The organism is Patiriisocius sp. Uisw_017, from assembly GCF_047731265.1.
Lineage (GTDB): Bacteria > Bacteroidota > Bacteroidia > Flavobacteriales > Flavobacteriaceae > Patiriisocius.
The window spans coordinates 1,221,224-1,246,321 of the sequence record NZ_CP159835.1 but is presented as its reverse complement, the minus strand read 5'-3'; the positions used below and the strand labels follow the sequence as shown (position 1 = coordinate 1,246,321).

26 protein-coding genes are annotated in these 25,098 nt (G+C 36.8%); 17 read left to right on the top strand and 9 right to left on the bottom strand.

Features of this window, described 5'->3' with window-relative positions:
- Positions 1 to 221: 221 nt before the first annotated feature.
- From atpB to ABXT67_RS05660, 15 genes are all read left to right on the top strand, one after another.
- Positions 222 to 923 carry a F0F1 ATP synthase subunit A gene (gene atpB / locus ABXT67_RS05730; protein ID WP_415376935.1) on the top strand — a complete coding sequence of 234 codons (702 nt, stop codon included), beginning with the start codon at positions 222 to 224 and terminating at the stop codon, positions 921 to 923.
- Positions 924 to 997: 74 nt separating this feature from the next.
- On the top strand, positions 998 to 1,222 hold the full coding sequence (atpE, locus tag ABXT67_RS05725) for an ATP synthase F0 subunit C (protein ID WP_415376322.1): 225 nt from the start codon (positions 998 to 1,000) through the stop codon (positions 1,220 to 1,222).
- Between the two features lie 146 nt (positions 1,223 to 1,368).
- Positions 1,369 to 1,869: a F0F1 ATP synthase subunit B gene (locus ABXT67_RS05720; protein ID WP_415376321.1), complete on the top strand. Its 501-nt coding sequence runs from the start codon at positions 1,369 to 1,371 to the stop codon at positions 1,867 to 1,869.
- 91 nt (positions 1,870 to 1,960) lie between these two features.
- Positions 1,961 to 2,497, top strand: a complete 537-nt coding sequence (gene atpH / locus ABXT67_RS05715; RefSeq protein ID WP_415376320.1) for an ATP synthase F1 subunit delta — start codon at positions 1,961 to 1,963, stop codon at positions 2,495 to 2,497.
- A 154-nt stretch (positions 2,498 to 2,651) separates the two neighbouring features.
- A complete protein-coding gene (atpA, locus tag ABXT67_RS05710) occupies positions 2,652 to 4,232 on the top strand; it encodes a F0F1 ATP synthase subunit alpha (RefSeq protein ID WP_415376319.1) in 1,581 nt (526 codons plus the stop codon).
- An 82-nt stretch (positions 4,233 to 4,314) separates the two neighbouring features.
- Positions 4,315 to 5,178: an ATP synthase F1 subunit gamma gene (gene atpG, locus ABXT67_RS05705; RefSeq protein WP_415376318.1), complete on the top strand. Its 864-nt coding sequence runs from the start codon at positions 4,315 to 4,317 to the stop codon at positions 5,176 to 5,178.
- A 179-nt stretch (positions 5,179 to 5,357) separates the two neighbouring features.
- Positions 5,358 to 5,891, top strand: a complete 534-nt coding sequence (locus tag ABXT67_RS05700) for an outer membrane beta-barrel protein (protein ID WP_415376317.1) — start codon at positions 5,358 to 5,360, stop codon at positions 5,889 to 5,891.
- A gap of 7 nt (positions 5,892 to 5,898) precedes the next feature.
- On the top strand, positions 5,899 to 6,408 hold the full coding sequence (locus ABXT67_RS05695; RefSeq protein ID WP_415376316.1) for a hypothetical protein: 510 nt from the start codon (positions 5,899 to 5,901) through the stop codon (positions 6,406 to 6,408).
- Positions 6,409 to 6,469: 61 nt separating this feature from the next.
- Positions 6,470 to 6,985: a hypothetical protein gene (locus ABXT67_RS05690; protein ID WP_415376315.1), complete on the top strand. Its 516-nt coding sequence runs from the start codon at positions 6,470 to 6,472 to the stop codon at positions 6,983 to 6,985.
- A 56-nt stretch (positions 6,986 to 7,041) separates the two neighbouring features.
- Positions 7,042 to 8,502 (top strand): oligosaccharide flippase family protein, encoded by a 1,461-nt coding sequence (locus ABXT67_RS05685; RefSeq protein WP_415376314.1) that lies wholly within the window; start codon positions 7,042 to 7,044, stop codon positions 8,500 to 8,502.
- A 31-nt stretch (positions 8,503 to 8,533) separates the two neighbouring features.
- Positions 8,534 to 8,971, top strand: a complete 438-nt coding sequence (gene dut / locus ABXT67_RS05680) for a dUTP diphosphatase (RefSeq protein ID WP_415376313.1) — start codon at positions 8,534 to 8,536, stop codon at positions 8,969 to 8,971.
- A 37-nt stretch (positions 8,972 to 9,008) separates the two neighbouring features.
- Entirely contained in the window at positions 9,009 to 10,025 is a 1,017-nt protein-coding gene (locus ABXT67_RS05675) for a sugar phosphate nucleotidyltransferase (protein WP_415376312.1), read from the top strand.
- Positions 10,026 to 10,096: 71 nt separating this feature from the next.
- Positions 10,097 to 11,476, top strand: a complete 1,380-nt coding sequence (locus tag ABXT67_RS05670; protein ID WP_415376311.1) for a tetratricopeptide repeat protein — start codon at positions 10,097 to 10,099, stop codon at positions 11,474 to 11,476.
- 3 nt (positions 11,477 to 11,479) lie between these two features.
- The gene (locus tag ABXT67_RS05665) at positions 11,480 to 12,259 is read left to right on the top strand and encodes a DUF4292 domain-containing protein (RefSeq protein WP_415376310.1); all 780 of its coding nucleotides are present in this window, start codon (positions 11,480 to 11,482) and stop codon (positions 12,257 to 12,259) included.
- A gap of 1 nt (position 12,260) precedes the next feature.
- Complete coding sequence (locus ABXT67_RS05660; RefSeq protein WP_415376309.1) at positions 12,261 to 13,517, top strand: murein hydrolase activator EnvC family protein; 1,257 nt, start codon at positions 12,261 to 12,263, stop codon at positions 13,515 to 13,517.
- A 24-nt stretch (positions 13,518 to 13,541) separates the two neighbouring features.
- Here the strand turns inward: ABXT67_RS05660 and ABXT67_RS05655 are convergent, their stop codons facing one another.
- Both ABXT67_RS05655 and ABXT67_RS05650 read right to left on the bottom strand, forming a co-directional pair.
- Positions 13,542 to 14,054, bottom strand: a complete 513-nt coding sequence (locus tag ABXT67_RS05655) for an acyl-CoA thioesterase (RefSeq protein ID WP_415376308.1) — start codon at positions 14,052 to 14,054, stop codon at positions 13,542 to 13,544.
- A 131-nt stretch (positions 14,055 to 14,185) separates the two neighbouring features.
- Positions 14,186 to 15,112 (bottom strand): SPOR domain-containing protein, encoded by a 927-nt coding sequence (locus ABXT67_RS05650; RefSeq protein WP_415376307.1) that lies wholly within the window; start codon positions 15,110 to 15,112, stop codon positions 14,186 to 14,188.
- Positions 15,113 to 15,316: 204 nt separating this feature from the next.
- On the opposite strand from ABXT67_RS05650, the gene dprA reads away from it, so the two are divergent.
- Positions 15,317 to 16,423, top strand: coding sequence for a DNA-processing protein DprA (dprA, locus tag ABXT67_RS05645; protein ID WP_415376306.1), 1,107 nt, complete (start codon positions 15,317 to 15,319; stop codon positions 16,421 to 16,423).
- Here the strand turns inward: dprA and trpS are convergent.
- Positions 16,420 to 17,388 (bottom strand): tryptophan--tRNA ligase, encoded by a 969-nt coding sequence (trpS, locus tag ABXT67_RS05640; RefSeq protein WP_415376305.1) that lies wholly within the window; start codon positions 17,386 to 17,388, stop codon positions 16,420 to 16,422. The two genes, dprA and trpS, sit on opposite strands and share 4 nt — an antisense overlap.
- Before the next feature lie 137 nt (positions 17,389 to 17,525).
- On the opposite strand from trpS, the gene ABXT67_RS05635 reads away from it, so the two are divergent.
- A complete protein-coding gene (locus ABXT67_RS05635; protein ID WP_415376304.1) occupies positions 17,526 to 18,266 on the top strand; it encodes a lysophospholipid acyltransferase family protein in 741 nt (246 codons plus the stop codon).
- 107 nt (positions 18,267 to 18,373) lie between these two features.
- Here the strand turns inward: ABXT67_RS05635 and ABXT67_RS05630 are convergent, their stop codons facing one another.
- The 6 genes from ABXT67_RS05630 to ABXT67_RS05605 form a co-directional block, all read right to left on the bottom strand.
- Complete coding sequence (locus ABXT67_RS05630; RefSeq protein WP_415376303.1) at positions 18,374 to 19,984, bottom strand: hypothetical protein; 1,611 nt, start codon at positions 19,982 to 19,984, stop codon at positions 18,374 to 18,376.
- A 41-nt stretch (positions 19,985 to 20,025) separates the two neighbouring features.
- A complete protein-coding gene (locus ABXT67_RS05625; protein WP_415376302.1) occupies positions 20,026 to 20,550 on the bottom strand; it encodes an RNA polymerase sigma factor in 525 nt (174 codons plus the stop codon).
- Between the two features lie 294 nt (positions 20,551 to 20,844).
- Entirely contained in the window at positions 20,845 to 21,858 is a 1,014-nt protein-coding gene (gene recA / locus ABXT67_RS05620) for a recombinase RecA (protein WP_415376301.1), read from the bottom strand.
- Between the two features lie 111 nt (positions 21,859 to 21,969).
- On the bottom strand, positions 21,970 to 22,779 hold the full coding sequence (locus tag ABXT67_RS05615; protein WP_415376300.1) for a glycosyltransferase family 2 protein: 810 nt from the start codon (positions 22,777 to 22,779) through the stop codon (positions 21,970 to 21,972).
- Entirely contained in the window at positions 22,748 to 24,103 is a 1,356-nt protein-coding gene (locus ABXT67_RS05610) for an exopolysaccharide biosynthesis polyprenyl glycosylphosphotransferase (RefSeq protein ID WP_415376299.1), read from the bottom strand. The genes ABXT67_RS05615 and ABXT67_RS05610 overlap by 32 nt, the downstream gene beginning before the upstream one ends.
- Complete coding sequence (locus tag ABXT67_RS05605; RefSeq protein ID WP_415376298.1) at positions 24,104 to 25,093, bottom strand: UDP-glucuronic acid decarboxylase family protein; 990 nt, start codon at positions 25,091 to 25,093, stop codon at positions 24,104 to 24,106. It abuts the gene before it with no gap.
- Positions 25,094 to 25,098: the final 5 nt, after the last annotated feature.

Here is a 25,098-nt window from a genome sequence, read left to right as displayed (position 1 = left end):
GATTTGCATTACCCGTCATTCTATGGGATGATGGCTTAAAAGTGTTTTCTTCCTCTAAATTTCATCACGGTGAAACTGTTGCTGAAGTAGATGGGAAGTTCTACAAGGTAGACCATGCTAAAATTTATGAAACAGACGCTGCTGGAACAATCACCTATGATAAAGACCAACATCCAACAAATTCAAAACCTTTAGACTTTTCCATTACTAAAGGGGTCTTTATGATTCTTATGACAGCCCTATTAATGTTCTTCTTATTTAGAGGACTTGCAAATAGCTATGCAAAAAATGGAAATATAGCCAAAGGAACTGGACGTTTGTTCGAACCTATCATTACCTATATTAGAGATGACATTGCTATTGCAAACATCGGGCCTGTTAAGTATAAAAAATATATGCCCTTCTTATTGACGGTGTTCTTTTTTATCTGGTTTCTGAATATGTTTGGTTTAACTCCTCTAGGGGTTAACGTTACTGGAAACATCGCAATCACAACAGCATTAGCAATCATTGTATTCTTAATCACAACATTTACAGGAACAAAAGATTACTGGAGGCACATTTTTGATCCCCTAGGGGACGGAATGCCTTGGGCTGGTAAAATATTTATTTATATCATTTTAGTTCCTATTGAAATCTTAGGCCTATTTATAAAGCCCTTTGCCTTATTAATTCGTTTGTATGCAAACATGACAGCAGGTCACGTAGTATTAGGAAGTTTATTAGGATTAATTTACATATTTCAAACCTGGATAGGTGGAACGCTATCTTTTGGATTGGCGTTTGCCATCTCACTGATTGAAATATTAGTAGCCTTACTACAGGCATACATCTTTACGATGTTAGCAGCCTTATATTTTGGTTTTGCTAGTGAAACGCATGAGCACACAGAGGATCACGAAGGAGAAATTGCGCATTTATAAAAAAGACAGCGGTCTCCTCTAGCATAGGCAAGAGGTTTTTTATACAGAGTGTTTAATTTTTAAATTTATATATTATGACAATTCCAATGATTGTACAAGCAGGTGGTACAGTGATACCAACTATTATCGGAGCAGGATTAGCAGTAATCGGTGCCGGTATTGGTATCGGGATGATTGGTGGGAAAGCTATGGAAGCTATCGCACGTCAGCCAGAAGCCTACGGTAAGATTCAAACAGCAATGCTTATTGCAGCAGCGCTTATTGAAGGTATTGGTTTCGCAGCGATTTTCGCAGGGTAATCAAAAAAGATAACATATCGCTGCAACGGTTGGTTGCAGGGATATGTTTCTATTTAAATTAAACAGTTTTTCTTAAAACCTGCCTGCGGCAGGTAGGAATAAATAAAGTATAACCAAATAGATCTCCGCTTTCGCGGACACTAAAGATGGAAAAATTAATAAATGAATTTTCGGTAGGGCTTTTCTTTTGGCAAACAGTCGTATTTGTACTATTACTTTTATTGCTTAGAAAATTTGCTTGGAAGCCAATTCTTAACGCAGTAAATGAAAGAGAACAAGGGATCAGAGATGCCTTGGACAGTGCTGAAAAAGCTAAGTTAGAAATGCAAAACCTACAAGCTGATAACGAAAAATTATTACAAGAAGCTAGAATAGAACGCGAAGCTATGATGAAGGACGCTCGTGAAATGAAAGCGAAAATGATAACAGATGCAAAAGAAGAAGCGCAAGCTGAAGCAAGCAAAACTATCGTAAATGCACAAGCCACTATTGAAGCTGAAAAGAAAGCAGCAATTGCAGAACTTAAAAGTACTGTTGCGATTCTCTCCGTTGAAATAGCTGAAAAAATGTTGAAGAGCGAGTTGTCTAACAAAGAGAAGCAACTTGAGTTAGTGAACTCTATGTTGAACGACGCCAAGCTTAATTAAGAAATAAAAGTATCCGCTGCGGTTAGTGAGCGGAGCCCAAACGAATGTTGAATCAAAATAACTATCAAAGGTTATTGATCGAAGTCGAAATATGAGTAGAGCAGCCATACGATATGCAAAAGCAGTTTTAGATCAAGCAAACGAAGCTAATATTAGCGAGATTGTTTTTGATGATATGAAATCTGTCCAGGCTACTATCGCTGGAAGCAAAGAATTACGTACTGTTCTTCAAAGCCCAGTGATTAATGGAGATGACAAAAAGCAAGCATTGCTTAGTATCTTTAAAGGAAATAGCGAAATAACAAAAAGCCTTATCCAAATTTTAACATCAAACAAACGAATTGGTTTATTAAGTGGTGTTGCTTCTAGCTATATCAACTTATACAACGAAGGTAAAGGTGTTAAACTTGGGCACGTTACAACTGCAGTTCCACTTTCGGCAGATCTTGAAAAGCAAGTCTTAGCTAAAGTAAAAGAAATGACAGGAAGCGATTTAGTTACTTTAGAAAATAAAGTAGACGAATCGATCATAGGAGGTTTTATACTTCGAGTTGGAGATTTACAATACAACGCAAGTATTGCAAATCAACTTGGAAACTTAAAAAGAGAATTTAGCAAATCACTATAGTCCGCTGCTAAGACTTTGGACTGCGATGGTTTTTGAATTGATAAATATGCCGGATTTTTAGTATTTCGGTATAAAGAAAATAAAAAGTACAATTATAAAGAAAGGTAATTGGCGCACCATAAACGGCAAACCACGAACCACAAACATTCATAAAATGGCAGAAGTTAAACCAGCTGAAGTTTCAGCAATCTTAAAACAACAACTTACCGGTTTTGAAGCAACAGCTTCTCTTGATGAGGTCGGAACTGTATTAACGGTAGGTGATGGTATTGCACGTGTATACGGGCTTGCTAACGCTCAATACGGTGAGTTAGTAGCGTTTGAAAACGGTATGGAAGGTATCGTTCTTAACCTTGAAGAAGATAACGTAGGGGTTGTATTATTAGGGCCTTCGAGAGGTGTTTCTGAAGGTGCAACGGTAAAGCGCACGCAACGTATCGCATCTATCGAAGTAGGTGAAGGTGTTGTAGGCCGTGTAGTCAATACATTGGGTGCTCCTATAGATGGTAAAGGGCCTATTGAAGGGAAAACTTACAAGATGCCACTAGAGCGTAAAGCGCCAGGGGTTATTTATCGTGAGCCAGTAACAGAGCCTTTACAAACCGGCATCAAGTCTATTGATGCGATGATTCCAGTAGGAAGAGGGCAACGTGAACTTGTTATTGGTGACCGTCAAACAGGAAAGTCTACTGTTTGTATCGATACCATATTAAACCAAAAAGAATTTTACGATGCAGGAGAACCAGTATTCTGTATATATGTTGCTATTGGCCAAAAAGCCTCTACGGTTGCAAACATTGCAAAAGTACTGGACGAAGCTGGAGCTTTAGCATACACCACTATTGTAGCTGCAAACGCATCTGACCCTGCTCCTATGCAGGTATATGCTCCTTTTGCAGGTGCGGCCATTGGTGAATACTTTAGAGATACAGGTCGTCCTGCGTTAATTGTGTTTGATGATTTATCTAAGCAAGCAGTTGCCTACCGTGAGGTGTCACTTTTATTGCGTCGCCCACCGGGACGTGAGGCGTATCCTGGGGATGTATTCTTCTTGCACTCAAGATTATTAGAGCGTGCGGCAAAAGTTATTAATGATGATAAGATTGCTTCAGAAATGAACGATCTTCCAGAATCATTAAGACCAATCGTTAAAGGTGGTGGATCACTAACTGCATTACCAATTATCGAAACACAAGCGGGTGATGTATCGGCCTATATCCCTACAAACGTAATTTCTATTACAGATGGACAAATTTTCTTAGATGGAGATTTATTCAACTCTGGTGTACGTCCAGCGATTAACGTGGGTATCTCGGTATCTCGTGTGGGTGGTAACGCACAAATTAAGTCGATGAAAAAAGTATCAGGTACCTTAAAACTAGATCAAGCGGCTTTCCGTGAATTGGAAGCGTTTGCAAAGTTTGGTTCTGATCTTGATGCAGCGACTTTAAATGTAATTGAAAAAGGAAGGCGTAACGTTGAAATCCTAAAGCAAAACGAAAATACGCCATTTACGGTGGAAGATCAAATTGCGATTATCTATGCAGGTTCTAAAAACTTACTTAGAAACGTGCCAGTAAATAAAGTGAAGGAGTTCGAAAGAGATTACCTAGAGCTTTTAAATGCGAAACACAGGGGAATGCTCGACACACTTAAATCTGGTAAGTTAACAGACGAAGTAATCGACACTTTAACAACTGTAGCCGCAGATTTATCTGCAAAATATAAAGCGTAAATTAAATTTACATTCCCCTAGCCTTTTAAACTTGGCTGGGGAGATGTTAAGCCGAAGTGTTATAAATTATAACTAATAAGAAATGGCGAACTTAAAGGAAATTAGAAACAGAATATCATCCGTTAGTTCAACGATGCAAATTACGAGTGCCATGAAAATGGTGTCTGCTGCTAAGTTGAAAAAAGCGCAAGATGCGATTACGGCAATGCGACCTTATTCTGAAAAATTGACCGAGTTATTACAAAACTTAAGTGCAACATTGGATGCAGATTCTGGAAGTAGTTTCAGCGAGCAGCGTGAAGTGCGTAAAGTACTAGTAGTAGCCATTACTTCAAATAGAGGTCTTGCAGGAGCTTTTAATAGTAATATTATTAAAGCATCTAAAGTACTTGCAAATGAAACCTATGCTGGAAAGCAAGTTGATTTTGTTACTATCGGAAAAAAAGGAAATGATATCCTTAAAAAGGATGGCACTATTGTAGCACACCATGCTGCAATATTTGATGATCTTACCTTTGATGCTTCGTCCGCTATTGCTGAAATGTTAATGGAGCAATTTACTGCCGGAGCATATGATAAAATTGTTTTGGTCTACAATAATTTCAAGAATGCAGCAACGCAAATTGTAATGACTGAGCAGTTTTTGCCAATTTTACCTCCTGCTGCAACCGAAACAACAAACACAGCAGACTATATTTTTGAACCTTCAAAAGAAACGATAGTTGAAGGATTAATCCCTAAAAGTCTTAAAACACAATTGTTTAAAGGTATTAGAGACAGTGTTGCAAGTGAGCACGGAGCGCGTATGACTGCCATGCACAAAGCAACAGACAATGCAACCGAGATGCGTGACGCACTTAAACTACAATACAACAAAGCACGTCAAGCCTCTATTACAAACGAAATTTTAGAAATCGTTGGTGGTGCAGAAGCCTTAGCAGGATAGCTTCAATATAATTTTAAAAAAGGGTGCCGCTTTATTAAAATAACTCAGTTACCCTTATTAATTCAGAATATTTAAACCCTTCGGATCTTGGTGATCTGAGGGGTTTTTTCTTTTATGATCCCTTCACAAACGTTGTAATCTTTGGTAACTTTGTGAAATAATTTGTAAAAATCTGAATCATGAAGTTCAAACTTCTCCCGTTATTCTTACTGGTAACATTACTCACAATAGGTCAAAACGAAAAAGGGGACTGGAATATTTCTATCTCTGCTTCACCCTATCCCACTCAAACGGATGGGCAAGATGATTTTGGTTTCCTAGGGCTCGCTGGAATGGAGTTTTTTGTCTCAGAAAAGGTTTCTTTAGGAGGATCCTTTTTTACCTCAGATAATAGTGCCCTACAAAATGATAGCAATGTCACTATAAAAAGTTATGGCTTTGTACCCTCATTACAGTACTACTTCATTAACAAGGCAAAATGGAATGTTTACGGTCACGCTGGCTATGGTTTTGGTTTAGATGATGATTCACGAGGAGGCACAAACGGAAATGCGTTGCGAGTATACAGCGTAGGACCAGGAGCTCATTATATCCTGAATGATAAATTAAACGTAAAGTTCTTTTTCCCGTATTTTAATACAAGAAACAAAACACTAGCCGTCAATGCCGCAGATGGAATTGCAGTATTTTTAGGAATCGTATTCAAACTTTAACCAAGCTATGTATTCAAAAAAACGACTCTATTTGGCCTTATCCTTACTTTGTATTGCATTGCTTTTAAGTTGTGGAGGGGCCAAGAAAAAAACAGAAGCCGTGAAAATAACACAAAATCCACCCTTTTCGGTTTCCAAAGCTTTCTTTCAAAAATGGGGAGGCGGTGTCCAAAGCAGTGGAAGCGGTATTAATCTACAAATAACATTTAATGCATTACCCAAAACGATTACTATTAAAAAAATCTACTTTAAAGGTATGGTTGCAGAAGCTATCGTTTTAAACCTTCCACAAACAACCTATACCGCTCATTACAGAAATCAACGACGACCTGATATTATAATGGATAATGATCCAATTAAAGAAGCGGTAAACACTCCAACTACTAGATTTCCTTTTATGTTAGAAGAGAACGAAGCGGTCGTTAGTTACGTAAAAGAGGGTGATTTATATTACGCGAAGGTTTTGAACATTGCTGAAAAGCCTATGATTGCTTACCCTGAGCAGAAAAAAGATTGAAATACATATGAAAACGTTATAAATATATCGTAATTTTAATATTCAATAATAGCCTTATTTTATGAAACTCCGCGTGCTACTTATTTCTATAATCTCAGGATGTTTTCTTTTAGGCTGTGCTGGTTCTCAATTAAAAACACCAAAGTATAAGCTTTCTAAGAAGCCTCCATTTTCAATTACTGATACATATTCTCAAAAATGGAATAAAAACGAACAAGGCGAACAAAAAGGAACTGATCTCTATTTTAAATTAGCTTCTTTAAGAAGCCTAACTACCAAAGTTTATTTTCAACAAGTATTTTACGATCAAAAAGTAGCACAAGTTCAAAAAACTGCTCCATTTAGAGTTCATTATTCTGACGGCACAGATCGGTTTATGGGAAGTTTTACGAGTGATTCTATATATATTTCTAAACGTGATAGTTTATTACCATCTTTGAAAAAGGGATTCTATGTTAGTAAAAAGAACCCTTTCGATTTAAAAGACAGTGAAGCTATTGTTAGCCTTGTCTATGAAGGCAGTCTTCAATTTTATAAGATTAAAGGCTTAATTGAAAAACGTTCTTTAATTGAATAATGGTAGGATTCGTTAAGAGATCTACTTCATCTTTATCGCTAATAAACAAATAGGCATTGAGCGTTTTTAAAAAGCTTTTCCAACAAACTTTTATCTATGGCCTTGCCACGGTATTACCACGTGCCTTAGCCATTGTTTTAGTTCCCTTATATACAAATGTGATGGAGCCATCAGAGTTTGGGGTTTATGCCACCTTAATGTCCTATATTATTTTAGGAAATGTGGTCTTGAGCTATGGGATGGAAACGGCATTCTTTAGATTCATAAACAAACGTCCCAAAGAAAAAAAACAGGTCCAATCCACGGCATTAACGTCTGTCTTTATTTCCTCTATTTCATTTTTTCTTATCGCCTATTTTTTACGAAAAGAAATAGGAAGTTTAATAGAATTTGACACGCGCTACGTTACATATGCCTTGCTTATTTTAGTATTGGATGCTTTGGCCATCATCCCTTTTGTCTGGTTTAGAGCCAATCAAAAACCAATGGATTATGCTGTAATTAAGATTGTGAATGTTTGCATTAATTTGGGTTGTAATTTGTTCTTCTTTCTAGTGCTACCCAAACTCATTACTACAAACCCTAACTCCATTTGGGAGTCCATGCACCTCAGCGAAAACAAAGTGCTTTATGTGTTTATTGCTAATATAATAGCGAGCGGAGCTACCTTACTTTTTATTCTTCCTCAATACTTTAAAATTGGTTTTGGCTTCCATAAAGCAATATGCCTTGAGATGCTCAAATATGCATTTCCTGTTTTAATTGCAGGGATTGCATTCTCCATAAACGAAGCATTTGATAAAATTTTATTGGCATATCTCCTCCCTGACGACATTGCAAAAACGGAAGTTGGAGTCTATGCCGCATGCTATAAACTTGGGGTTTTTATGACACTTTTTGCCACTGCCTTTAGATTGGGGATAGAGCCTTTTTTCTTTACCCATGCAAAAGAAAAAAATGCAAAGGAGACCTATGCGTTGATCACGAAGTACTTTTCCATTTTAGGCTGCATCATATTTCTATTTGTGATGGTGTATGTAGACTTTTTCAAAGAACTATTAATTCAGGATGAGGCCTATTGGGTCGCGCTCTCTGTGGTGCCATTTATATTGTTAGCCAATCTTTGTTTAGGGATCTACCATAACCTTTCCGTCTGGTATAAAGTAACCGATCGCACTCGTTTTGGGGCTTATATTTCAGTTGTTGGCGCATTGATAACTTTGGGGCTTAATTTTGTACTCATCCCAATTATAAGTTATAAAGGTTCTGCAATTGCCACCTTGGCGGCATATGCAACAATGATGTGTTTGTCATATTACTTCGGGAAGAAATACTATCCAGTTCCCTATTCGGTTAAAAAAATAGGTGGTTATCTATTATTAGCCATCCTATTTTCAGGCCTTTCATTTTATGTTTTTGACCGAAATTTAATCATAGGAACTGTCTTATTATTGGTATTTTTGATAATCGTTGTCTTTTCAGAAAAAAAAGAAGTCGCAAAAATATTAAAAATGTAAAACCCTTCCGCATACTGAGCGGAGTCGAAGTATGACCCAGATAAAAATAATCAACAAATCATCTCACCCCATCCCGAGCTATGAAACAATTGCTTCTGCCGGAATGGACATTAGGGCTAATGTGACTGAATCTTCTACTTTAAGACCGCTCCAACGTGCGATTGTAAAAACAGGTTTGTTTATTGAGTTACCTGTAGGCTTCGAAGCACAAGTTAGACCAAGAAGTGGTCTGGCCGCAAAAAAAGGAATTACGGTTCTAAACAGTCCAGGAACCATAGATGCAGATTATCGTGGAGAAATTGGCATTATTTTAGTTAATTTGAGTAACGAAGATTTTACCATTGAAAATGGCGAACGTATTGCACAGTTAGTTATCGCAAAACACGAAAGAGCCGTGTTTGAAGAAGTAGAAGTGCTTAGCAAAACGCATCGTGGTGAAGGGGGTTTTGGGAGTACTGGAGTTAAATAACGACATAAGAACGAAGAAAAAAACCACATAGCTACACATGAAAATAATAGTCCCAATGGCAGGCCGCGGCAGCCGCCTTCGCCCGCACAGTTTAACAGTGCCAAAACCATTAATTCCAGTTGCTGGAAAACCTATTGTGCATCGTCTCGTTGCAGATATCGCTGGTGTTTTAAACCAAGATATTGAAGAAATAGCCTTCATTCTGGGTGATCCTGCATTCTTTGGCGATGATGTAGTAGAAAGCCTAAAAGAACTTGCAATATCGCTAGGAGCAAAGCCCAGTATTTACCGTCAATTAGACCCAAAAGGTACTGGTCATGCCATTATGTGTGCAGAGCCTTCATTGAGTGGTCCAGCAGTAATAGCCTATGCCGACACATTGATTAGAGCAGATTTTGATTTAGACAAAGAAGCAGATGCCGTTATTTGGACAAAGAAGGTGGATAATCCTTCGGCATATGGCGTGGTTAATCTAAATGAAAAAGACGAAATCATCGAGCTCGTAGAAAAACCAGAAACCTTTGTAAGTGATCAAGCCGTTATTGGAATTTACTATTTCAAAGATGCTTCGGTATTGAAGAACCAACTTCAGTATGTTTTAGACAACAACATTATTAATGGTGGCGAATATCAAATTAACGATGGGATTAAAAGAATGATGGCTGACGGAAAAACATTCAAAACAGGTACCGTGAGCGAATGGATGGACTGCGGAAATAAAGAAGTAACCGTAGAAACAAATAGAAGAATGCTAGGCTTTTTAGCGGAAGCAAATGAACCGCTCGTTTCAGATACCGTACGCCTAGAAAACTCAGAAATTATCGAACCCTGTTTTATTGGGGAGGACGTTGTGCTTAAGAATAGTGTGATAGGTCCTTTTGCTTCCATCGGAAAAGGCACAGTAATTGAAGATAGCACCATAAAAAACAGTATTATACAAACACAAACAACAATTAAGAATGCTATTTTAGACAATGCAATGATTGGAAATCACGCCCATTTTGACGGTAAGTTTACCAATGTAAGTATCGGCGATTATAGCCAATTAAAATAAAGGAATTTTTCCTTCAACTGCAGCCGAAGGGTTTTTCTAAATACAAACTTTAAAGACAGGCCTCTACTGCAATGAGCCATACCACTACATTGAAAATTTTATTTCCATATATATTTCTATTTTCAGGACTCCTTTTTTCTGTCGCTATTTCTGCGCAAGAAGAAGAACCCACAGATGATTTAGGCAATTTGACCGATGCATTTCAAGAGCATTTTTTCGAAGCTCTTAAGCAGAAATCCATTGAAAACTATGAGCTTGCTATTGCAGCTTTAGAAAAAGCTAAGAAGACGGCAAATGAGGACCCCCAATTTATTGCAGTCGTCGAGTATGAAATGGCAAAAAACTTCATGGAATTACAGAAATACCCTTCTGCAGAAGAAAATTTAGATAAGGTAATCGCCCAGAACCCAGATCGTATTGATGTCCTAGAAACACTGTATGATTTATATTACTTACAGCGCAATTATGATAAAGCGATCCTATTGGTTAAAAAACTAATCGTAAATGATGAAGATTATAAAGAAGACTTAGCAAATTTATATACCCGCACAAAGCAATATGACAAAGCTCTCGTAATTCTTGACGAACTGGAAGAATCTTGGGGAGAAAGTGTGTATCGCAATGTGCTAAGAAATCAAATCTATAGGGCAACAGGGAATACCGATAGGGCCATCTATTCTTTAGAAGAAAAGGTTGATAAAAACCCTAAAAATGAAAAAGACTACCTCAGCCTTATTTATTTATACAGCGAAGAAGGGAATACTAAAAAAGCTTATGATACTGCCTTAGAACTATTAAGAAACAACCCTAAGAATGAGCTCGTCCACGTTGCGCTTTACAAATTTTACTTGGATGACAATAAAACCGAAGAAGCCGTTGCATCTATGGATATAGTATTTAAATCTAAAACTATCGATACAGAAATACAGTATAAGGTTTTAGGTGATTTTTTACAATTTGTAACTGAAAATCCATCCTATGAGCATCAATTAGATAATGTAATCTCTACCTTTTCAGCAGAAGGAAAGACTAAGGTCTATGAAAAGCTAGGGGGATATTATATGACAAAGGCAAACAAAGAAATTGCTTTAAAATTCTATGAAAAAGGCATAGCCAATGATCCAGATAATTTTAGTTTATTAAAAAAAACCTTACTATTACAACTTGATTTTTCTAAATATGAAGAAGCTAAAAAACTTAGTAATAATGCACTAGAAGTTTTCCCAGCACAAGCTTTGTTGTATCTTTTAAATGGTGTTGCAAACAATAATTTACTAGCGTTTGATTCCGCTATCGAATCTTTAGAAGCGGGTTTGGACTATCTAATAGATGATTCTAAAATGGAAAAAGACTTTTACATACAATTGGTTAATGCATACACTGCAAAAGGAGATGCAAAAAAAGCAAATGAGTACACTAAAAAAGCACAAGCAATACTACTAGACAATTAATATATGCAAATTAAAATCCTCTCATCATTGCTGGTTGTTGCTTTATTTTCCTCCTGCGGAAGTACAAAGCTGGTGGAAGGCAGCGCCAATGCAAACAATGCACTTTCAACAAAAAAAATAATAGCTGCCCATAAAGGAGCGTCTCAAGATTTTACTACGCTTGCGGCCAGAATGCAAGTAAAATATAGCGACCCAAAACAGTCGCAAAGTATTACCACCAGCGTACGAATGGAGAAAGACAAAGCCATCTGGATTAAAGCTTCTATAATTGGTATTACACTAGCAAAAGTTTTAATCACCCCTAATGAAGTAGGTTTTTATGAATCTATTGGGCGTACTTATTTTAAAGGCGATTTTGCATTATTAAGTGACTTTTTAGGAACCGAAATTAACTTTCAACAGGCACAAGCAATTTTTCTAGGACAGTCTATCATTCCCTTAAATCAAGGAAAAATCACTTCACGTGTAGAAAGCAATAAATATGAACTCGTTCCTGCCAAACAAGATGCACGTTTTTTATTGAGTCTTTTATTAAATCCTGATACCTTCTTAGTACATCAAGAACAAATATCACAACCCCAAGAAAACCGAAATCTCGTGGTTGCTTACGGACCTTATCAAAAGATTTCATCCTCTTTTTATCCTACTAAAATTCATGTTGAAGCTACAGAAGATCAAGACACAACAACGGTGGATATAAAATATAAAAAGATTGACCTCAATGTTTCGCTAAGTTTTCCGTTTACTATTCCAGATGGCTATAAACAAATGAAGCTAAAATAACATGGCAGTACGCAAATCACTTTTATGTATCCTAATTTTTTGTTTGGGGACTGCGTTTGCCCAAGCGCAATCTAAAAAGCAACAGCAACTAGAAGAGCAGCGACAAAATATTCTTAGTGATATTCAAAAAATAAACAACCTCCTTTTTAAAACAAGAGGGGAACGAAAAACGGTGCTAACCGAAGTTGAAGATATAAATCAACGCATTAGCGCTCAAGAAAACCTTATAAGAATAACGAACAAGCAAGCAAACCTATTAACGCGGGAAATCAATGAAAATCAATCTCAGATTTCGACCCTTCGAGAGGAGTTAACTGCATTAAAAGAAGACTATGCGGCAATGGTCAGAAAATCGTACAAGAGTAAATCGCAGCAAAGCCGAGTCATGTTCTTAATGTCCTCTACCACATTTTTACAAGCCTATAAGCGGGTTCAGTATATGAAACAATATGCGAATTATCGTAAAAAACAAGGGGAGAGTATTAAAAGTAAAACCGAACAATTACAGGGGTTCAACAAAGATTTAATTACACAACGCAAACAAAAAGACCTCCTTATAGCCGAAAACAAAAAAACAAAAACAAAACTATCTCAAGAGAAAAAGAATCAAGTAGCACTAGTCGCTTCCCTTAGAAAAGACGAAGGGAACTTCACAAAACAGATTCGAAGCAAACAACGCGAAGCAGATAAAATTAACGGCGAAATCAGAAAAATGATCCGTGATGCCATTGCAGCGGCTAATAGAGAAGCCGCAAAAAGAGCCGCTACTAAAAATGCTAAAAAACCAATTGCAAAAGTTTCAAACGAAGCATTTGCTTTGACTCCGGAGGCAACTGCGCTTGCTAAAAGCTTTAAAAATAATAAGGGCAAACTAATCTGGCCGGTTGAAAAAGGGGTAGTAGTAAATAAGTACGGAAAACGGCAACACCCGCAATTTCCTAATGTAACGCAAAACTTTCACAGTGTTGAAATAGCGACTGCAAAAGACGCAAGGGCACGTGCCGTATTTAATGGCACTGTCTTAGGCGTCGTACAAATAAAAAATGCCAACAAAGTAGTAATGGTAGCGCACGGAGAATATATTACCATTTACAAAAACCTCGCGACGGTAAGCGTTCAAAAAGGAGATAAAGTAAGCGCCAAACAAGAGCTAGGAACCGTCTTCACACATCCCATAACTGGTAAAACCGTCGTTAAATTTGCGGTGTATAAAAACACTACAGAGATGAACCCTAGTGATTGGGTATATAGGATGTAATCTGTTAAAGTTTCGTCTTTTAGATTACTCCTCAAACAAGGCTTTTAACTCAGTAGCCTCAGCAGGCTTTATTTTTCCTGCTAATAGTAAGCTCAATTGCCTTCTTCTTAGTGCTGCGTCAAAACGTTCTTTTTCTAATTTGGTTTCTGGTTTTAAGCAAGGTACCGGCATTGGATTGCCCGATTCGTTAACAGCAACAAAGGTATAGATACCTTCATTTGCTTTGCTTTTTATGCCGCTTTCACGGTCTTCAATCCAAACATCCATAAATACCTCCATAGAGCTCTTAAATGCTCTCGACACGTGTGCCTCTACCGTAACAACGCTTCCCAAAGGAATCATTTTATTAAACGCTACGTGGTTTACCGAAGCGGTCACTACAATGCGACGACTGTGTCTTCTCGCGGCAATACTTGCAGCCCTATCCATACGTGCTAACAATTCGCCTCCAAACATGTTCCCAATAGGATTGGTTTCACTTGGTAAGACTAAATCCGTTATAACTGTGCGCGACTCGCGGGGAGTTTTAGAATCCATTTTCAAATTTTTTTGTAAAGGTACAGGAGTTTGAAATTTCTGAAAGAGAGAACGCGTTAAATAAAGCAAAAAAGAAAACTACCGGATTGTAATTTATGTAGACAATCAACCTCAGCATCTAAAGAAAATTATTACAGCTTTTTAACCAGCAACCAAGCGTCACTATTTTCGGTACGCTTAATAGTACGCAAGTTCTTTAGCGCTTGAAGTCTATCATTGTGACTCGAATATACTACTTGATGAAGCCCATATTTATTCTTGCCAATCATTGCAGGAACATATCCTTTCTCTTTTAATTGCCCCATTTTCTTGTCGGCATTAGCGGCTTCTCTAAAAGCTCCGGCAACAATATGGTAATTGCCTGTTTGTTTTTTAAGAGGAATCGTAATTGTAGGCAACGGACTATTCATAATGAAAGTCGCTTCTTGAATTTGGTTTTGAACTTTAGTAGTAGCCTTTTGTTTTTGTACAAGATTATATTGTTGCACATTTCCTTCGTGCAATTTCATGCCTCCCAATCCCGCAACAGCCAATGCAACAACTCCAACCGCAACATATTTTAAATACGGTCTTCGCGCACGCGGAGCGAATAACAAGACCGCTTCTTCTGCAGTGTCTTCTAACGCAATCGCAGCTTCCCGATACACTTTTCCAGCAACAAAGGTTGTGAGTCCAAATGACGCAGTATTAAAGTTTTCAGCATTTGCAGGCTCAAATTGTATGGTCTGCTCTGTATTTAAGGTGAATTTCCCTATTTTAAAGAGCATTACTTCTTCTCCTAGTGCTAACTTTTTTGAGCAACTACTCGCAAAATCTCTTACCTTTTGCAATGCAAGCTCATAAGATTCCCCTTGAACAGTCGCGATGTAATTGGCTAGCAAACCATCGTTAGTTTGCAGCTGTCTATTAAAAGAAACCGTTTTTAAAGGAGGTGTAAAAGTATGGTTTTCAGCATTCAAATTTGCCGAATTGTACTGCGTCAAGAATGCGCCAAAGCCAGGAATGATTACACATTCGTAGCGATACAGTAAATCTTGGATGTAGGTAGACACTTGCATACAACAAATATACTTTTTTTTGCTTTTATGCTTGTTTAAGGGCAAACAACTTATTAACAAAGGCTTCTAGGGAGTCAATTGAAATAGGAAGTAGGGTATTTTACTTCTGTTAAAGACTGTTTTTGTGAAGGTTAAAATTTAAATGTTTGCCAAAAAATAATTCATTTTTAATTTGAATTTTATTTCAGAACACTATCTTTAGGTATGCTTTCTAAAACTGAATTAAAATACACGCTCGCCCTTCAAAGAGTTCCAAACTTAGGAGATGCTTCAGCAAAAAAATTACTTCACAAGGTTGGCAGTGCCGAAGGTGTTTTTAAAGAAAAACAAGCGACGCTCTTAAAAATTGACGGTATTGGAGCCTTCAAATTAAAGAGCTTAAGAAATACTAGCTTATTTGATGAGGCCGAGGCCGAAATTAATTTTATCGATCAAGAAAAACTTTCATATTCCTATTTTAAGGACAATGACTACCCAGAAAAACTGAAACACTGCTTGGACGGGCCTATATTATTTTTTCACGAAGGCACTATTGACCTCGAGAAAAAAAGAATTTTGAGTATCGTTGGTGCTCGAAAAGTAACTACTTACGGAACAAGTTTTTGTCAAAAGCTCATTGAAGAATTAGCGCCACTTAATCCAGTAATTGTATCTGGGTTTGCCTATGGAGTAGATATTTGTGCGCATAGAGCAGCCATGGATAATGGTTTACAAACCATTGGGTGTATGGCGCATGGATTTAATCAAGTGTATCCAAAAGTGCACAAGAAATATGTTTCAAAAGTTCAAGAGAATGGTGGATTTATTTCTGAATTTTGGAGCAGTGATGCTTTTGACCGAAGTAACTTTTTGAAACGCAATCGAATTATTGCTGGGATTAGCGAAGCCACCATTGTAATAGAAAGTGCTGAAAAAGGTGGAAGTCTCATAACCGCAGATATTGCAAATAGCTACAATAGAGAGGTTTTTGCCGTGCCTGGACGAGCAACAGATAGTCAAAGTGTGGGATGTAATAATCTTATAAAAACAAATCAAGCAAGAGTGGTGACCTCTGCTGCAGACGTAATTTATATGTTAGGATGGGACATTTCTTCAGCTAGAAAAAAAACACAGCAAACCAGTCTTTTTGTAGAAATGAATGACCAAGAAAAAGTGGTTTTCAATTATCTAAAGGAAAAAGAGAAAGTGTTATTGGACGTGATTGCTATTGATTGCAACTTGCCAACCTACAAATTGGCGTCGCTCCTTTTAGGATTAGAAATGAAAGGTGTTGTGCGACCACTTCCAGGTAAACTATTTCAACTCGTTTAGTAGCCTAACTTTTCTCGAACTCTTTGCAACACTGTATCAGCAACACTAGCTGCCTTTTCTGCACCCACTGTTAATGCAGCGTCCAATTCTTTTAAGTTATTCATATAATAATTGTAACGTTCGCGCGGGGCTTCGTATTTTTCTAATATACACTCTAAAAGCCCAAGCTTTGCGTGGCCGAAACCAAAATTTCCGCCTAAATATTTCGCTCTCATTGCCTTGGTTTCGGCTGGTGTTGCCAGCAGTTCGTATAATGCAAAAACATTACAAGTATCAGGATTTTTTGGTTCTTCAAGCGGTGTGCTATCTGTTTCAATGCTCATTACCTGTTTTTTCAATTGCTTTTGGGGCAAGAAGATATTGATTGTATTTTCGCGTGACTTACTCATTTTTAAACCGTCTGTTCCTGGAATAAGCATGGTGTCTTTTTGCACCGTTGCCTCTGGCATCACAAAAGTTTCACCTACTTGAGCATGGAACCTTGAGGCTACATCACGAGTCATTTCTATGTGTTGTAACTGGTCTTTACCAACAGGAATAAATTCTGCATCATACAACAAGATGTCCGCAGCCATTAACATCGGATAAGTAAATAAGCCCGCGTTTACATCATCCATCCTATCTGCTTTATCCTTAAAGCTATGTGCTAATGACAATCTTTTAAAAGGGAAAAAGCAGCTCAAGTACCAAGACAACTCAGTTACTTGTGGTATGTCACTCTGACGATAAAAAACAGTTTTTTCAACATCTAATCCAAATGCTAACCAAGCGGCAGCAGTACTATAGGTATTATTACTTAATACAACAGCGTCTTTTATTTGCGTAAGCGTATGCAGGTTTGCAATAAAAAGAAAACTATCATTCTCCGGTTTATTCGCCATCTCAATAGCCGGTAAAATAGCCCCTAAAATATTTCCTAAATGAGGGGTTCCTGTGCTTTGGATTCCTGTAAGTATTCTGGGCATGGTCTAATTTTAATATGCTGTTATCAAACTAAAACTAGGTACAAGATTGCTTCAATCTATTTTTAGTTTATTATTTATTAGCAAAGTTACTGCTTTTAGCCTATTTGCATTATCGAAATAGGTATTTTTGACTGATCATGAGATATTTAATGTGTCCATTTTTTGTACTGTACCGTTTGTGGTTTTATACCTTACTCACAGTTCCTATTTTAATCATGTTCCCTTTTCTGTTGTTGTCATCAGCAAAGCAGGGATGGTATCCTTATTTTTTTAAATTAGCGCGTATTTGGGCCACTATTATCCTTGTTGGGATGGGGTTCGTTCCCATTATTAAACGCGATACTGTATATAAAAAAGGACATAGTTACTTGTTTGTTTCTAATCATACCTCTATGACAGACATTATGTTAATGTTATACATAACAAAGAATCCGTTTGTATTTGTTGGAAAGAAAGAACTTGGAAAAATTCCGATTTTTGGATTTTTCTATAAACGGACCTGCATTCTCGTTGATCGCAAAAACCCAAGAAGTAGAGTCGATGTTTTTGAGAGTGCACAACAACGCCTTAAACAAGGATTGAGCGTTTGTATTTTCCCTGAAGGAGGTGTTCCAGATGATATGGATTTAGTACTTGACACCTTTAAAGATGGTGCATTTAGACTTGCTATAGAACATCAAATACCAATTGCTCCGGTAACGTTTCACGATAATAAAAAGCGTTTTTCCTATAGATTTTTTAGTGGAAGCCCTGGAAAAATGCGTGTGAAAATTCACGAATTTATTGCAACTTCAAATTCTAAACTGGAAAATAAACGAACGTTAAAAAACAGTACACGAGATGTTATTCTGAGAGAACTAGAACATCCAACAGTATAAATATTGCTTGAATCCTAAAAAAAAACCGTCTTATGGCGATAAGACGGTTTTTACGATCATTTTAGTTCGAGCGATACACTCAAACCCAATTAAAAAAATACCCATCCCTAAAACTTAAAGCTAAATCCTGTGTAAACCCCTAAAATATACGGTTGGTAACTCACACTACTATCTGTATATGGATTAAGCTGGTATTTGAACATAGGCTCAACATTAAACTTAAACTTCTTTGAAAACTTGTAATCAAATCCTAATCCAACATTTGTTGAAAAACTAACGTTGGTAAGATTGTTTGCTTCTCCCAATGTCTCATTGAATGATCCTGCTGAAACACTAACCTCGTTATCCCCTAGGAAAAACGTACTTACCCCACCTATTAGACTCACCCCTAATTTAGAATTAAACAAAGCATATTTTAATTCTAATGGTACTTCGTAGTAGTTAATGTTTTGATTGACAAATACATCGCCGTTTGTGGATTTAAGAGACACATTATCAAGACCACCGCCACTATTTTGAGCTGCAAATGTGCCCCGGTCTAGTGGTATGGTAACAATTTGAGAACGGTTATAGTCAACATTCTTTAACGCTGATGAGACAGGTCCTTCTCCAAGTTCTAGACCTCCAGTGCTGTAACTCACATCTACTGTACTAATTCCAGAACGGATACTAAGACGCTCACTAATCGCATAACTAACACCCACTCCATAACTGAAGTTAACATCTGCACTTTTCGAATTGTCTGAAAAAGATGCATCAATCGAAGATCCTTCGCTTAAACTATTGTAATATACCGGCGCAAAGTTAGGGGCAACCTCCCAGCGATTATCAACCTTGGGTTTTAATTGTGCAATTGCCTCTTCATGTTTTATTTTTTCTTGCTCCTGAATCGCATCAAAAATTGATGTTGTCACGGGATTGATAACTTCATTTGTGTTCTCAGTGTCTTTTACATTGACTTCTTCATTAGCAATAACTGTTTTCATTTTTGAAGTGTCAACGGGCTGAACAATCAACGCCTTATCTGGTTTAGTAGATTGAGTGTTTATTGGTGTTTTTGAAGATTCTTTTATCGTATTAACGTTGGTACTAGCAACCCCTTCTTTGATTGTATTTGCTGAACTTTCTTTCAAGTTTGAAGATTGTTGGGTGTTGTAATCTGAAACACTCGAAGGCTTCTCTCTTTTATCACCAATAGTATTCGCGACTGCATTTGACGTTTGTTCTGAGGGGTTTACAAATCTTTCCTTGTTCGAAGAAACCGCTTCATTTACATTTGATTCTTCTCTAACCATTTTTGAAATTGCTTCATTCGCTTTAAACGTGGATAGTTGTTGTTGTGTCTTTTCAACCTTGTCTTTTGTCGTATTTAAAGTTGGATGTTCTACCGCAATATTCTTGGTTGTCTCCGGTGCTTTGTCCTTTGTTTTAATTTTTAATAGTGGTTGTTTAATGGTCTCGTCTTGCGGCTGATCTGTTTCTTCATTAACCAGAACAAGTGAGTCCTTTACATTGAATATTGCGTTCCCAACAGTAAACAACAAAGCCAGTAAAGCCGCTACCCCAGCAACCCTCCACCATAGTGGAATAACTTTGCGGTCTTGCTTTTTCTGGTTAAGCCGAGCTTCAATATTATCCCAAACACGAGCAGGTGGGGATACTTCCAAATTTTGGAAACGCTCTTTAAAAAGTTCATCTATGTGCTTCTTGTTTTTCATATATGGTAACCGTTGGAACGGAAATACCGGTAATTAAAATTCTATTTTTTAAACGCTACTACTTTTATTTTTAAAATTCCTCTTGCCCTCGCTAGATTAGATTTAGACGTACCGTCACTAATTCCTAACATCTCGGCTATCTCTTTATGAGAATACCCATCCATTACATACATGGTAAACACAAGTCTATAACGCTCTGGGAGTTCCTGAATTATTTTTAATAAAAAATCCAACGGAAATCCCTCATCAAATACCTCCTCTTCACCTACATCTTCAATCTGAGACTCCTCTTTTATCTCAAATACCCTTTTCTTCCTATATTTTTGAAGCACTGTATTGACAGTCACTCTCTTAATCCAACCTTCAAAAGAACCCTTTTCTTTAAACTGTTCTACTTTAGTAAAGATGGTAATGAATGCATCTTGTAAATTATCCTCAGCTTCGGTACGGTTGGGAGAATACCTCAAGCAAATTCCAAACAAAACACCGCTATAGCGTTTGTATAGTTCACTTTGAGCATTTGCCTCTTTCCTTTTACATCCTTGTATGAGTGCTTCTAAAGTCAAAAAAATGGAGTGCCTAGGTTGGTTAGTATCTTGCGTTTTTCTTTGCTTAAAGTAATTCACAACACAAACTTCCCAAGGTTTCTACTATTATTAGATGCCTGAAAATGAAATAGGTTGCGTATTGGAATAAAAATAAATGCACCATTTAAGATACATTCAAAATTATTGGTAAAGTTAAAGGTTAATTATTTAAAGCAAATTATAGCGCTGCTATTTACTTTAAATAATTAACCTTTTAAGAAGTAGTATAAAACACAATACCCCAATGGATAGCACAAGTGCTTATTGAATATATTAATTGTTTAATGCCTTGATATTGTCTTTAATCTTAACTTCTAATTCATCCATTAGTTCTGGATTGTCCAATAAAAGAGCTTTCACGGCATCTCTACCTTGTCCTAATTTTGTTTCATCGTAACTAAACCAAGACCCAGCTTTTTTGATGATTTCAAAATCAACCCCCAAATCTATAATCTCCCCTACCTTTGAAATTCCTTTCCCGTACATAATGTCAAATTCAGCTTTTTTAAACGGCGGTGCTACCTTGTTTTTTACCACTTTGACACGGGTTTTATTACCCAATACATTGCTATTTGTATCCTTAATTTGTGTAGAACGACGAATGTCTAATCGCACCGATGCATAAAATTTTAATGCATTACCTCCCGTAGTCGTTTCAGGATTACCGAACATTACACCAATTTTCTCACGCAACTGATTAATAAATATAACCGTACAATTCGTTTTGCTAATAGATCCTGTGAGTTTACGTAATGCTTGAGACATTAATCTTGCGTGAAGACCCATTTTACTATCTCCCATTTCTCCTTCAATTTCACTTTTAGGTGTTAAAGCAGCAACAGAATCTATAACAATGATATCAATTGCCCCAGACCTAATAAGATTGTCTGTGATTTCTAATGCTTGCTCCCCATTATCAGGCTGTGATATAATTAAATTTTCAATGTCGACACCAAGGCTTTCAGCATAATACCTGTCAAAGGCATGTTCCGCATCAATAAATGCTGCAATGCCACCCTTTTTTTGAGCTTCAGCAATTGCGTGAATCGTCAAGGTTGTTTTACCGGAAGATTCTGGTCCATAAATTTCAATAACTCTTCCCCTTGGGTATCCTCCAACACCTAAAGCAACATCTAGGCCTAAAGAGCCAGTGGGTATCGTGTCAATTTCTACAACAGGAGCATCACCCATTTTCATTACGGTTCCTTTACCGTATGTTTTGTCAAGTTTATCTAGGGTTAATTTTAATGCCTTTAATTTTGCTTCCTTCTCTTTATTTTCTGCCATAATATTGACCACGTTTGTGGGTACCTATTAATTAATTCAGTTTATTTATAAGATTGCTAAATTAGCAATAATTTGGAAAATTCACAAGGGATTATTGGAATTATTCCAAAATTAGTACTTCTCGATATTTTTTGGACGTACCAGAAAATACTCCCAAAAAAACCAAATTAGGCTTTTTATAGACTTCCATTTTGAATACCCTAAGTAGCTTCGATAAAATAGATAGTTGTACCTTATAAGGTGTAACTTACTGGAACTCATACTGCCATCATGAACTCTATAATATGCTAAGTCTTCTTGAATACCAATAGCTGGTTTCCCGCTAATTTTTAATGCCTCTAGCCAGACGGCCCAATCTTGGCGTTTACGAATATTTGGCGCCATAATTTTTCCCAATGTTGAAGCGTTGTATATTCCTGTCAGGTTTCCTACATAGTTGTTTTTGTGTTGCTTTTTATAGCTAAGGATTGGTAACGCTTTAATTCTTTTATGAAGTGGGTTTCCTTCTTCGTCAATCTGTAAATAATTGGTTAGGCAAACGTCACAGGTATTTTTTTCCATTACCCTAATTTGCTTCATCAATTTTTCTGGATGCCATAAATCATCTGCGTCTAAAAAAGCAATGTATTTTCCTTTTGCTAATTGAGTAGCCCAATTTCTGGACTTCGCCGCACCTTGGTTTGTTTTATTTGCAACAAAATAAATTCTTTTGTCTGCACGAGCCAATTTTTCTGTAATTAAAACAGAATCATCTGTCGAATAATCATCAACGACTATATGCTCCCAATTAGAATAGGTTTGTTCTCTAACTGACTGTATTGATTTTGCAATATAAGAAGCTGCATTATATAATGGTGTAATCACAGAGACCAGCGGCTGATCTTCGATTTTAATATGCTTTATCTTCTCCTTGTAATGCATTGTAAATTGTTTGAAACACCACTTTTAAATCCATAATCAAAGACCAATTTTCTAGATAAAAGATGTCAAATTTTACTCTATTAATAATATCCTCATCAGACTCAACTTCACCCCGATAGCCACTTACCTGCGCAAGGCCTGTAATTCCCGGTTTAATAAAGTGACGCACCATAAATTTATCTATGCGTTCTGCATACATATGTGTGTGACTCACCATATGCGGGCGAGGGCCCACAACAGACATCTCCCCTTTTAAGACATTAATAAATTGAGGTAACTCATCCATACTTGTCTTCCTAATAACTTTACCTACTCTTGTTATTCTTACATCACCCTTTTTTACCTGATGTAAATGTGCCGTAGGATTGGGTTTCATGGAGCGAAACTTGTAACAATAAAATTCTTTGTAATCGAGACCATTTCTCCTTTGTTTAAAAAACACAGGGCCTTTAGATTCTAACTTAATCAAAATCGCTAAAATTGGGATAAGCCACGAGAGAACTCCAACAATAACCATAAGCGACATAACAATGTCAAAAGCTCTTTTAATAAATTTATTGAAAGGTTCATCAATTGGTATTTTCCGAAGAGAAAGTATCGGTAAATATCCATAATAAGTAAAATCTAAACGCTTGCCATAAATCTCTTTATTATCTGGTAGAAATTTTAAAATTTTTAAATTATTATCAGAAAACCCAATGAGTTTCCCCATCTCTTCATCTGTTAAATCTGCTACTGAAGCATATATTTCATCTATATCATTTTTTAGAATATATTCAAAGCTCTCTTCGATTTTGACTTGACCTTCTCCGTGAATTTTAAATGATTTGTGAAGGTTATAACCAAACTCAGCGTTTTTTGTAAAGAAGTTCGCTAATTCCTGAGTCTTTTCATTGAGTCCAACAATCACCACATTTCGCACATTACCTCCTAATATTCTTCGGTACTTTTTAAGCAAATAATAAATTGAAATTTTAATTGCTGAAATAATCCCCATTGTTAAAAAAACATACCTAAAGATGGTACCAGGCTCTTGTTCCATCTCCGTATAATAGCCATAAAAAGCAAAAACAATAAGCAGAAAAAGCATTGTTTGCTTTGCAACAAGGGAAAGAATTTTTATAAACTGAGTAAAACGATATATCTCATAAAAGCGGAGCACTACCGTAGATATAACCCAGACAATTGAAACGAAAATTATATAATTAATAAACTCTACACCGCCACCAAAGAATAGGTATGCTAAAAAATGAATGACCCCTAAATCTATCGCATAGGCAATAGGCCTTAGAAACCCCGAATATCTCCCTCTCTTAAATATCATCTATGCCCTATTGTGTTTTGAAAAGTCTTTGTGTTCACTTTTAAAAAGTTCTTCTTTTGTTAGATTCTTAAAATACTCAAACGTTATTTTCATGCCTTCTTGTCTAGAAACCTTGGGTTCCCACCCCAAAATCTCCCTCGCTAAGGTAATGTCTGGCTCACGTTGCAAAGGATCGTCCTTTGGAAGCTCTTTATATATTATTTTTTGATCTGTACCCGTAAGTTTTATGATTTCATTTGCAAAGTCTAAAATGGTAATTTCCTCTGGATTCCCAATATTTACTGGATCTGAATAATCACTCAATAAAAGTCTATACAATCCATCAACCTGATCGTCTACATAGCAAAATGATCGTGTTTGCATTCCATCTCCAAAAACGGTTAAATCTTCTCCTCTAAGTGATTGCCCAATAAACGCTGGTATTACACGACCGTCATTAAGGCGCATTCGTGGTCCATAGGTATTAAAGATGCGAGCAATACGGGTTTCTAGGCCGTGAAATCTATGGTATGCCATCGTGATAGATTCTTGAAAACGTTTTGCTTCGTCGTAAACGCCACGAGGACCAATAGTATTAACGTTGCCGTAATAGGTTTCTTTTTGAGGATGTACGAGTGGGTCTCCGTATACTTCAGAGGTTGACGCAATTAATATTCGAGCATCTTTCTCTTTAGCCAAACCTAATAAATTGTGAGTTCCTAAAGACCCAACTTTTAAGGTTTGAATGGGTATTTTTAAATAATCTATAGGACTCGCAGGAGATGCAAAATGAAGTATATAATCCACGTTTCCAGGAACGTGAACAAAAGTAGTAACATCATGATGGTAAAACTCAAAGTTTTCTAACTTAAAAAGATGCTCAAGATTTCGCTTATCACCAGTAATAAGATTGTCCATAGCGATAACCTTATAGCCTTCTTTGATAAACTTATCGCATAAATGTGATCCTAAAAACCCTGCTGCTCCTGTAATGAGTACTGTTTTTCTCATGCTTG

What these genes read in the sequence shown, in the direction of transcription:
- atpH (WP_415376320.1), top strand. Translation starts at nt 1,961, where the DNA reads ATGAGTAGAGCAGCCATACGATATGCAAAAGCAGTTTTAGATCAAGCA.
- ABXT67_RS05675 (WP_415376312.1), top strand. Translation starts at nt 9,009, where the DNA reads ATGAAAATAATAGTCCCAATGGCAGGCCGCGGCAGCCGCCTTCGCCCG.
- ABXT67_RS05660 (WP_415376309.1), top strand. Translation starts at nt 12,261, where the DNA reads ATGGCAGTACGCAAATCACTTTTATGTATCCTAATTTTTTGTTTGGGG.
- ABXT67_RS05695 (WP_415376316.1), top strand. Translation starts at nt 5,899, where the DNA reads ATGTATTCAAAAAAACGACTCTATTTGGCCTTATCCTTACTTTGTATT.
- ABXT67_RS05610 (WP_415376299.1), bottom strand. Translation starts at nt 24,103, where the DNA reads ATGATATTTAAGAGAGGGAGATATTCGGGGTTTCTAAGGCCTATTGCC.
- ABXT67_RS05720 (WP_415376321.1), top strand. Translation starts at nt 1,369, where the DNA reads ATGGAAAAATTAATAAATGAATTTTCGGTAGGGCTTTTCTTTTGGCAA.
- ABXT67_RS05670 (WP_415376311.1), top strand. Translation starts at nt 10,097, where the DNA reads ATGAGCCATACCACTACATTGAAAATTTTATTTCCATATATATTTCTA.
- trpS (WP_415376305.1), bottom strand. Translation starts at nt 17,388, where the DNA reads ATGCCCAGAATACTTACAGGAATCCAAAGCACAGGAACCCCTCATTTA.
- atpE (WP_415376322.1), top strand. Translation starts at nt 998, where the DNA reads ATGACAATTCCAATGATTGTACAAGCAGGTGGTACAGTGATACCAACT.
- ABXT67_RS05690 (WP_415376315.1), top strand. Translation starts at nt 6,470, where the DNA reads ATGAAACTCCGCGTGCTACTTATTTCTATAATCTCAGGATGTTTTCTT.
- ABXT67_RS05635 (WP_415376304.1), top strand. Translation starts at nt 17,526, where the DNA reads ATGAGATATTTAATGTGTCCATTTTTTGTACTGTACCGTTTGTGGTTT.
- ABXT67_RS05665 (WP_415376310.1), top strand. Translation starts at nt 11,480, where the DNA reads ATGCAAATTAAAATCCTCTCATCATTGCTGGTTGTTGCTTTATTTTCC.
- atpG (WP_415376318.1), top strand. Translation starts at nt 4,315, where the DNA reads ATGGCGAACTTAAAGGAAATTAGAAACAGAATATCATCCGTTAGTTCA.
- ABXT67_RS05700 (WP_415376317.1), top strand. Translation starts at nt 5,358, where the DNA reads ATGAAGTTCAAACTTCTCCCGTTATTCTTACTGGTAACATTACTCACA.
- dut (WP_415376313.1), top strand. Translation starts at nt 8,534, where the DNA reads ATGACCCAGATAAAAATAATCAACAAATCATCTCACCCCATCCCGAGC.
- dprA (WP_415376306.1), top strand. Translation starts at nt 15,317, where the DNA reads ATGCTTTCTAAAACTGAATTAAAATACACGCTCGCCCTTCAAAGAGTT.
- ABXT67_RS05650 (WP_415376307.1), bottom strand. Translation starts at nt 15,112, where the DNA reads ATGCAAGTGTCTACCTACATCCAAGATTTACTGTATCGCTACGAATGT.
- recA (WP_415376301.1), bottom strand. Translation starts at nt 21,858, where the DNA reads ATGGCAGAAAATAAAGAGAAGGAAGCAAAATTAAAGGCATTAAAATTA.
- ABXT67_RS05655 (WP_415376308.1), bottom strand. Translation starts at nt 14,054, where the DNA reads ATGGATTCTAAAACTCCCCGCGAGTCGCGCACAGTTATAACGGATTTA.
- ABXT67_RS05630 (WP_415376303.1), bottom strand. Translation starts at nt 19,984, where the DNA reads ATGAAAAACAAGAAGCACATAGATGAACTTTTTAAAGAGCGTTTCCAA.
- ABXT67_RS05615 (WP_415376300.1), bottom strand. Translation starts at nt 22,779, where the DNA reads ATGCATTACAAGGAGAAGATAAAGCATATTAAAATCGAAGATCAGCCG.
- atpA (WP_415376319.1), top strand. Translation starts at nt 2,652, where the DNA reads ATGGCAGAAGTTAAACCAGCTGAAGTTTCAGCAATCTTAAAACAACAA.
- ABXT67_RS05605 (WP_415376298.1), bottom strand. Translation starts at nt 25,093, where the DNA reads ATGAGAAAAACAGTACTCATTACAGGAGCAGCAGGGTTTTTAGGATCA.
- atpB (WP_415376935.1), top strand. Translation starts at nt 222, where the DNA reads ATGATTCTTATGACAGCCCTATTAATGTTCTTCTTATTTAGAGGACTT.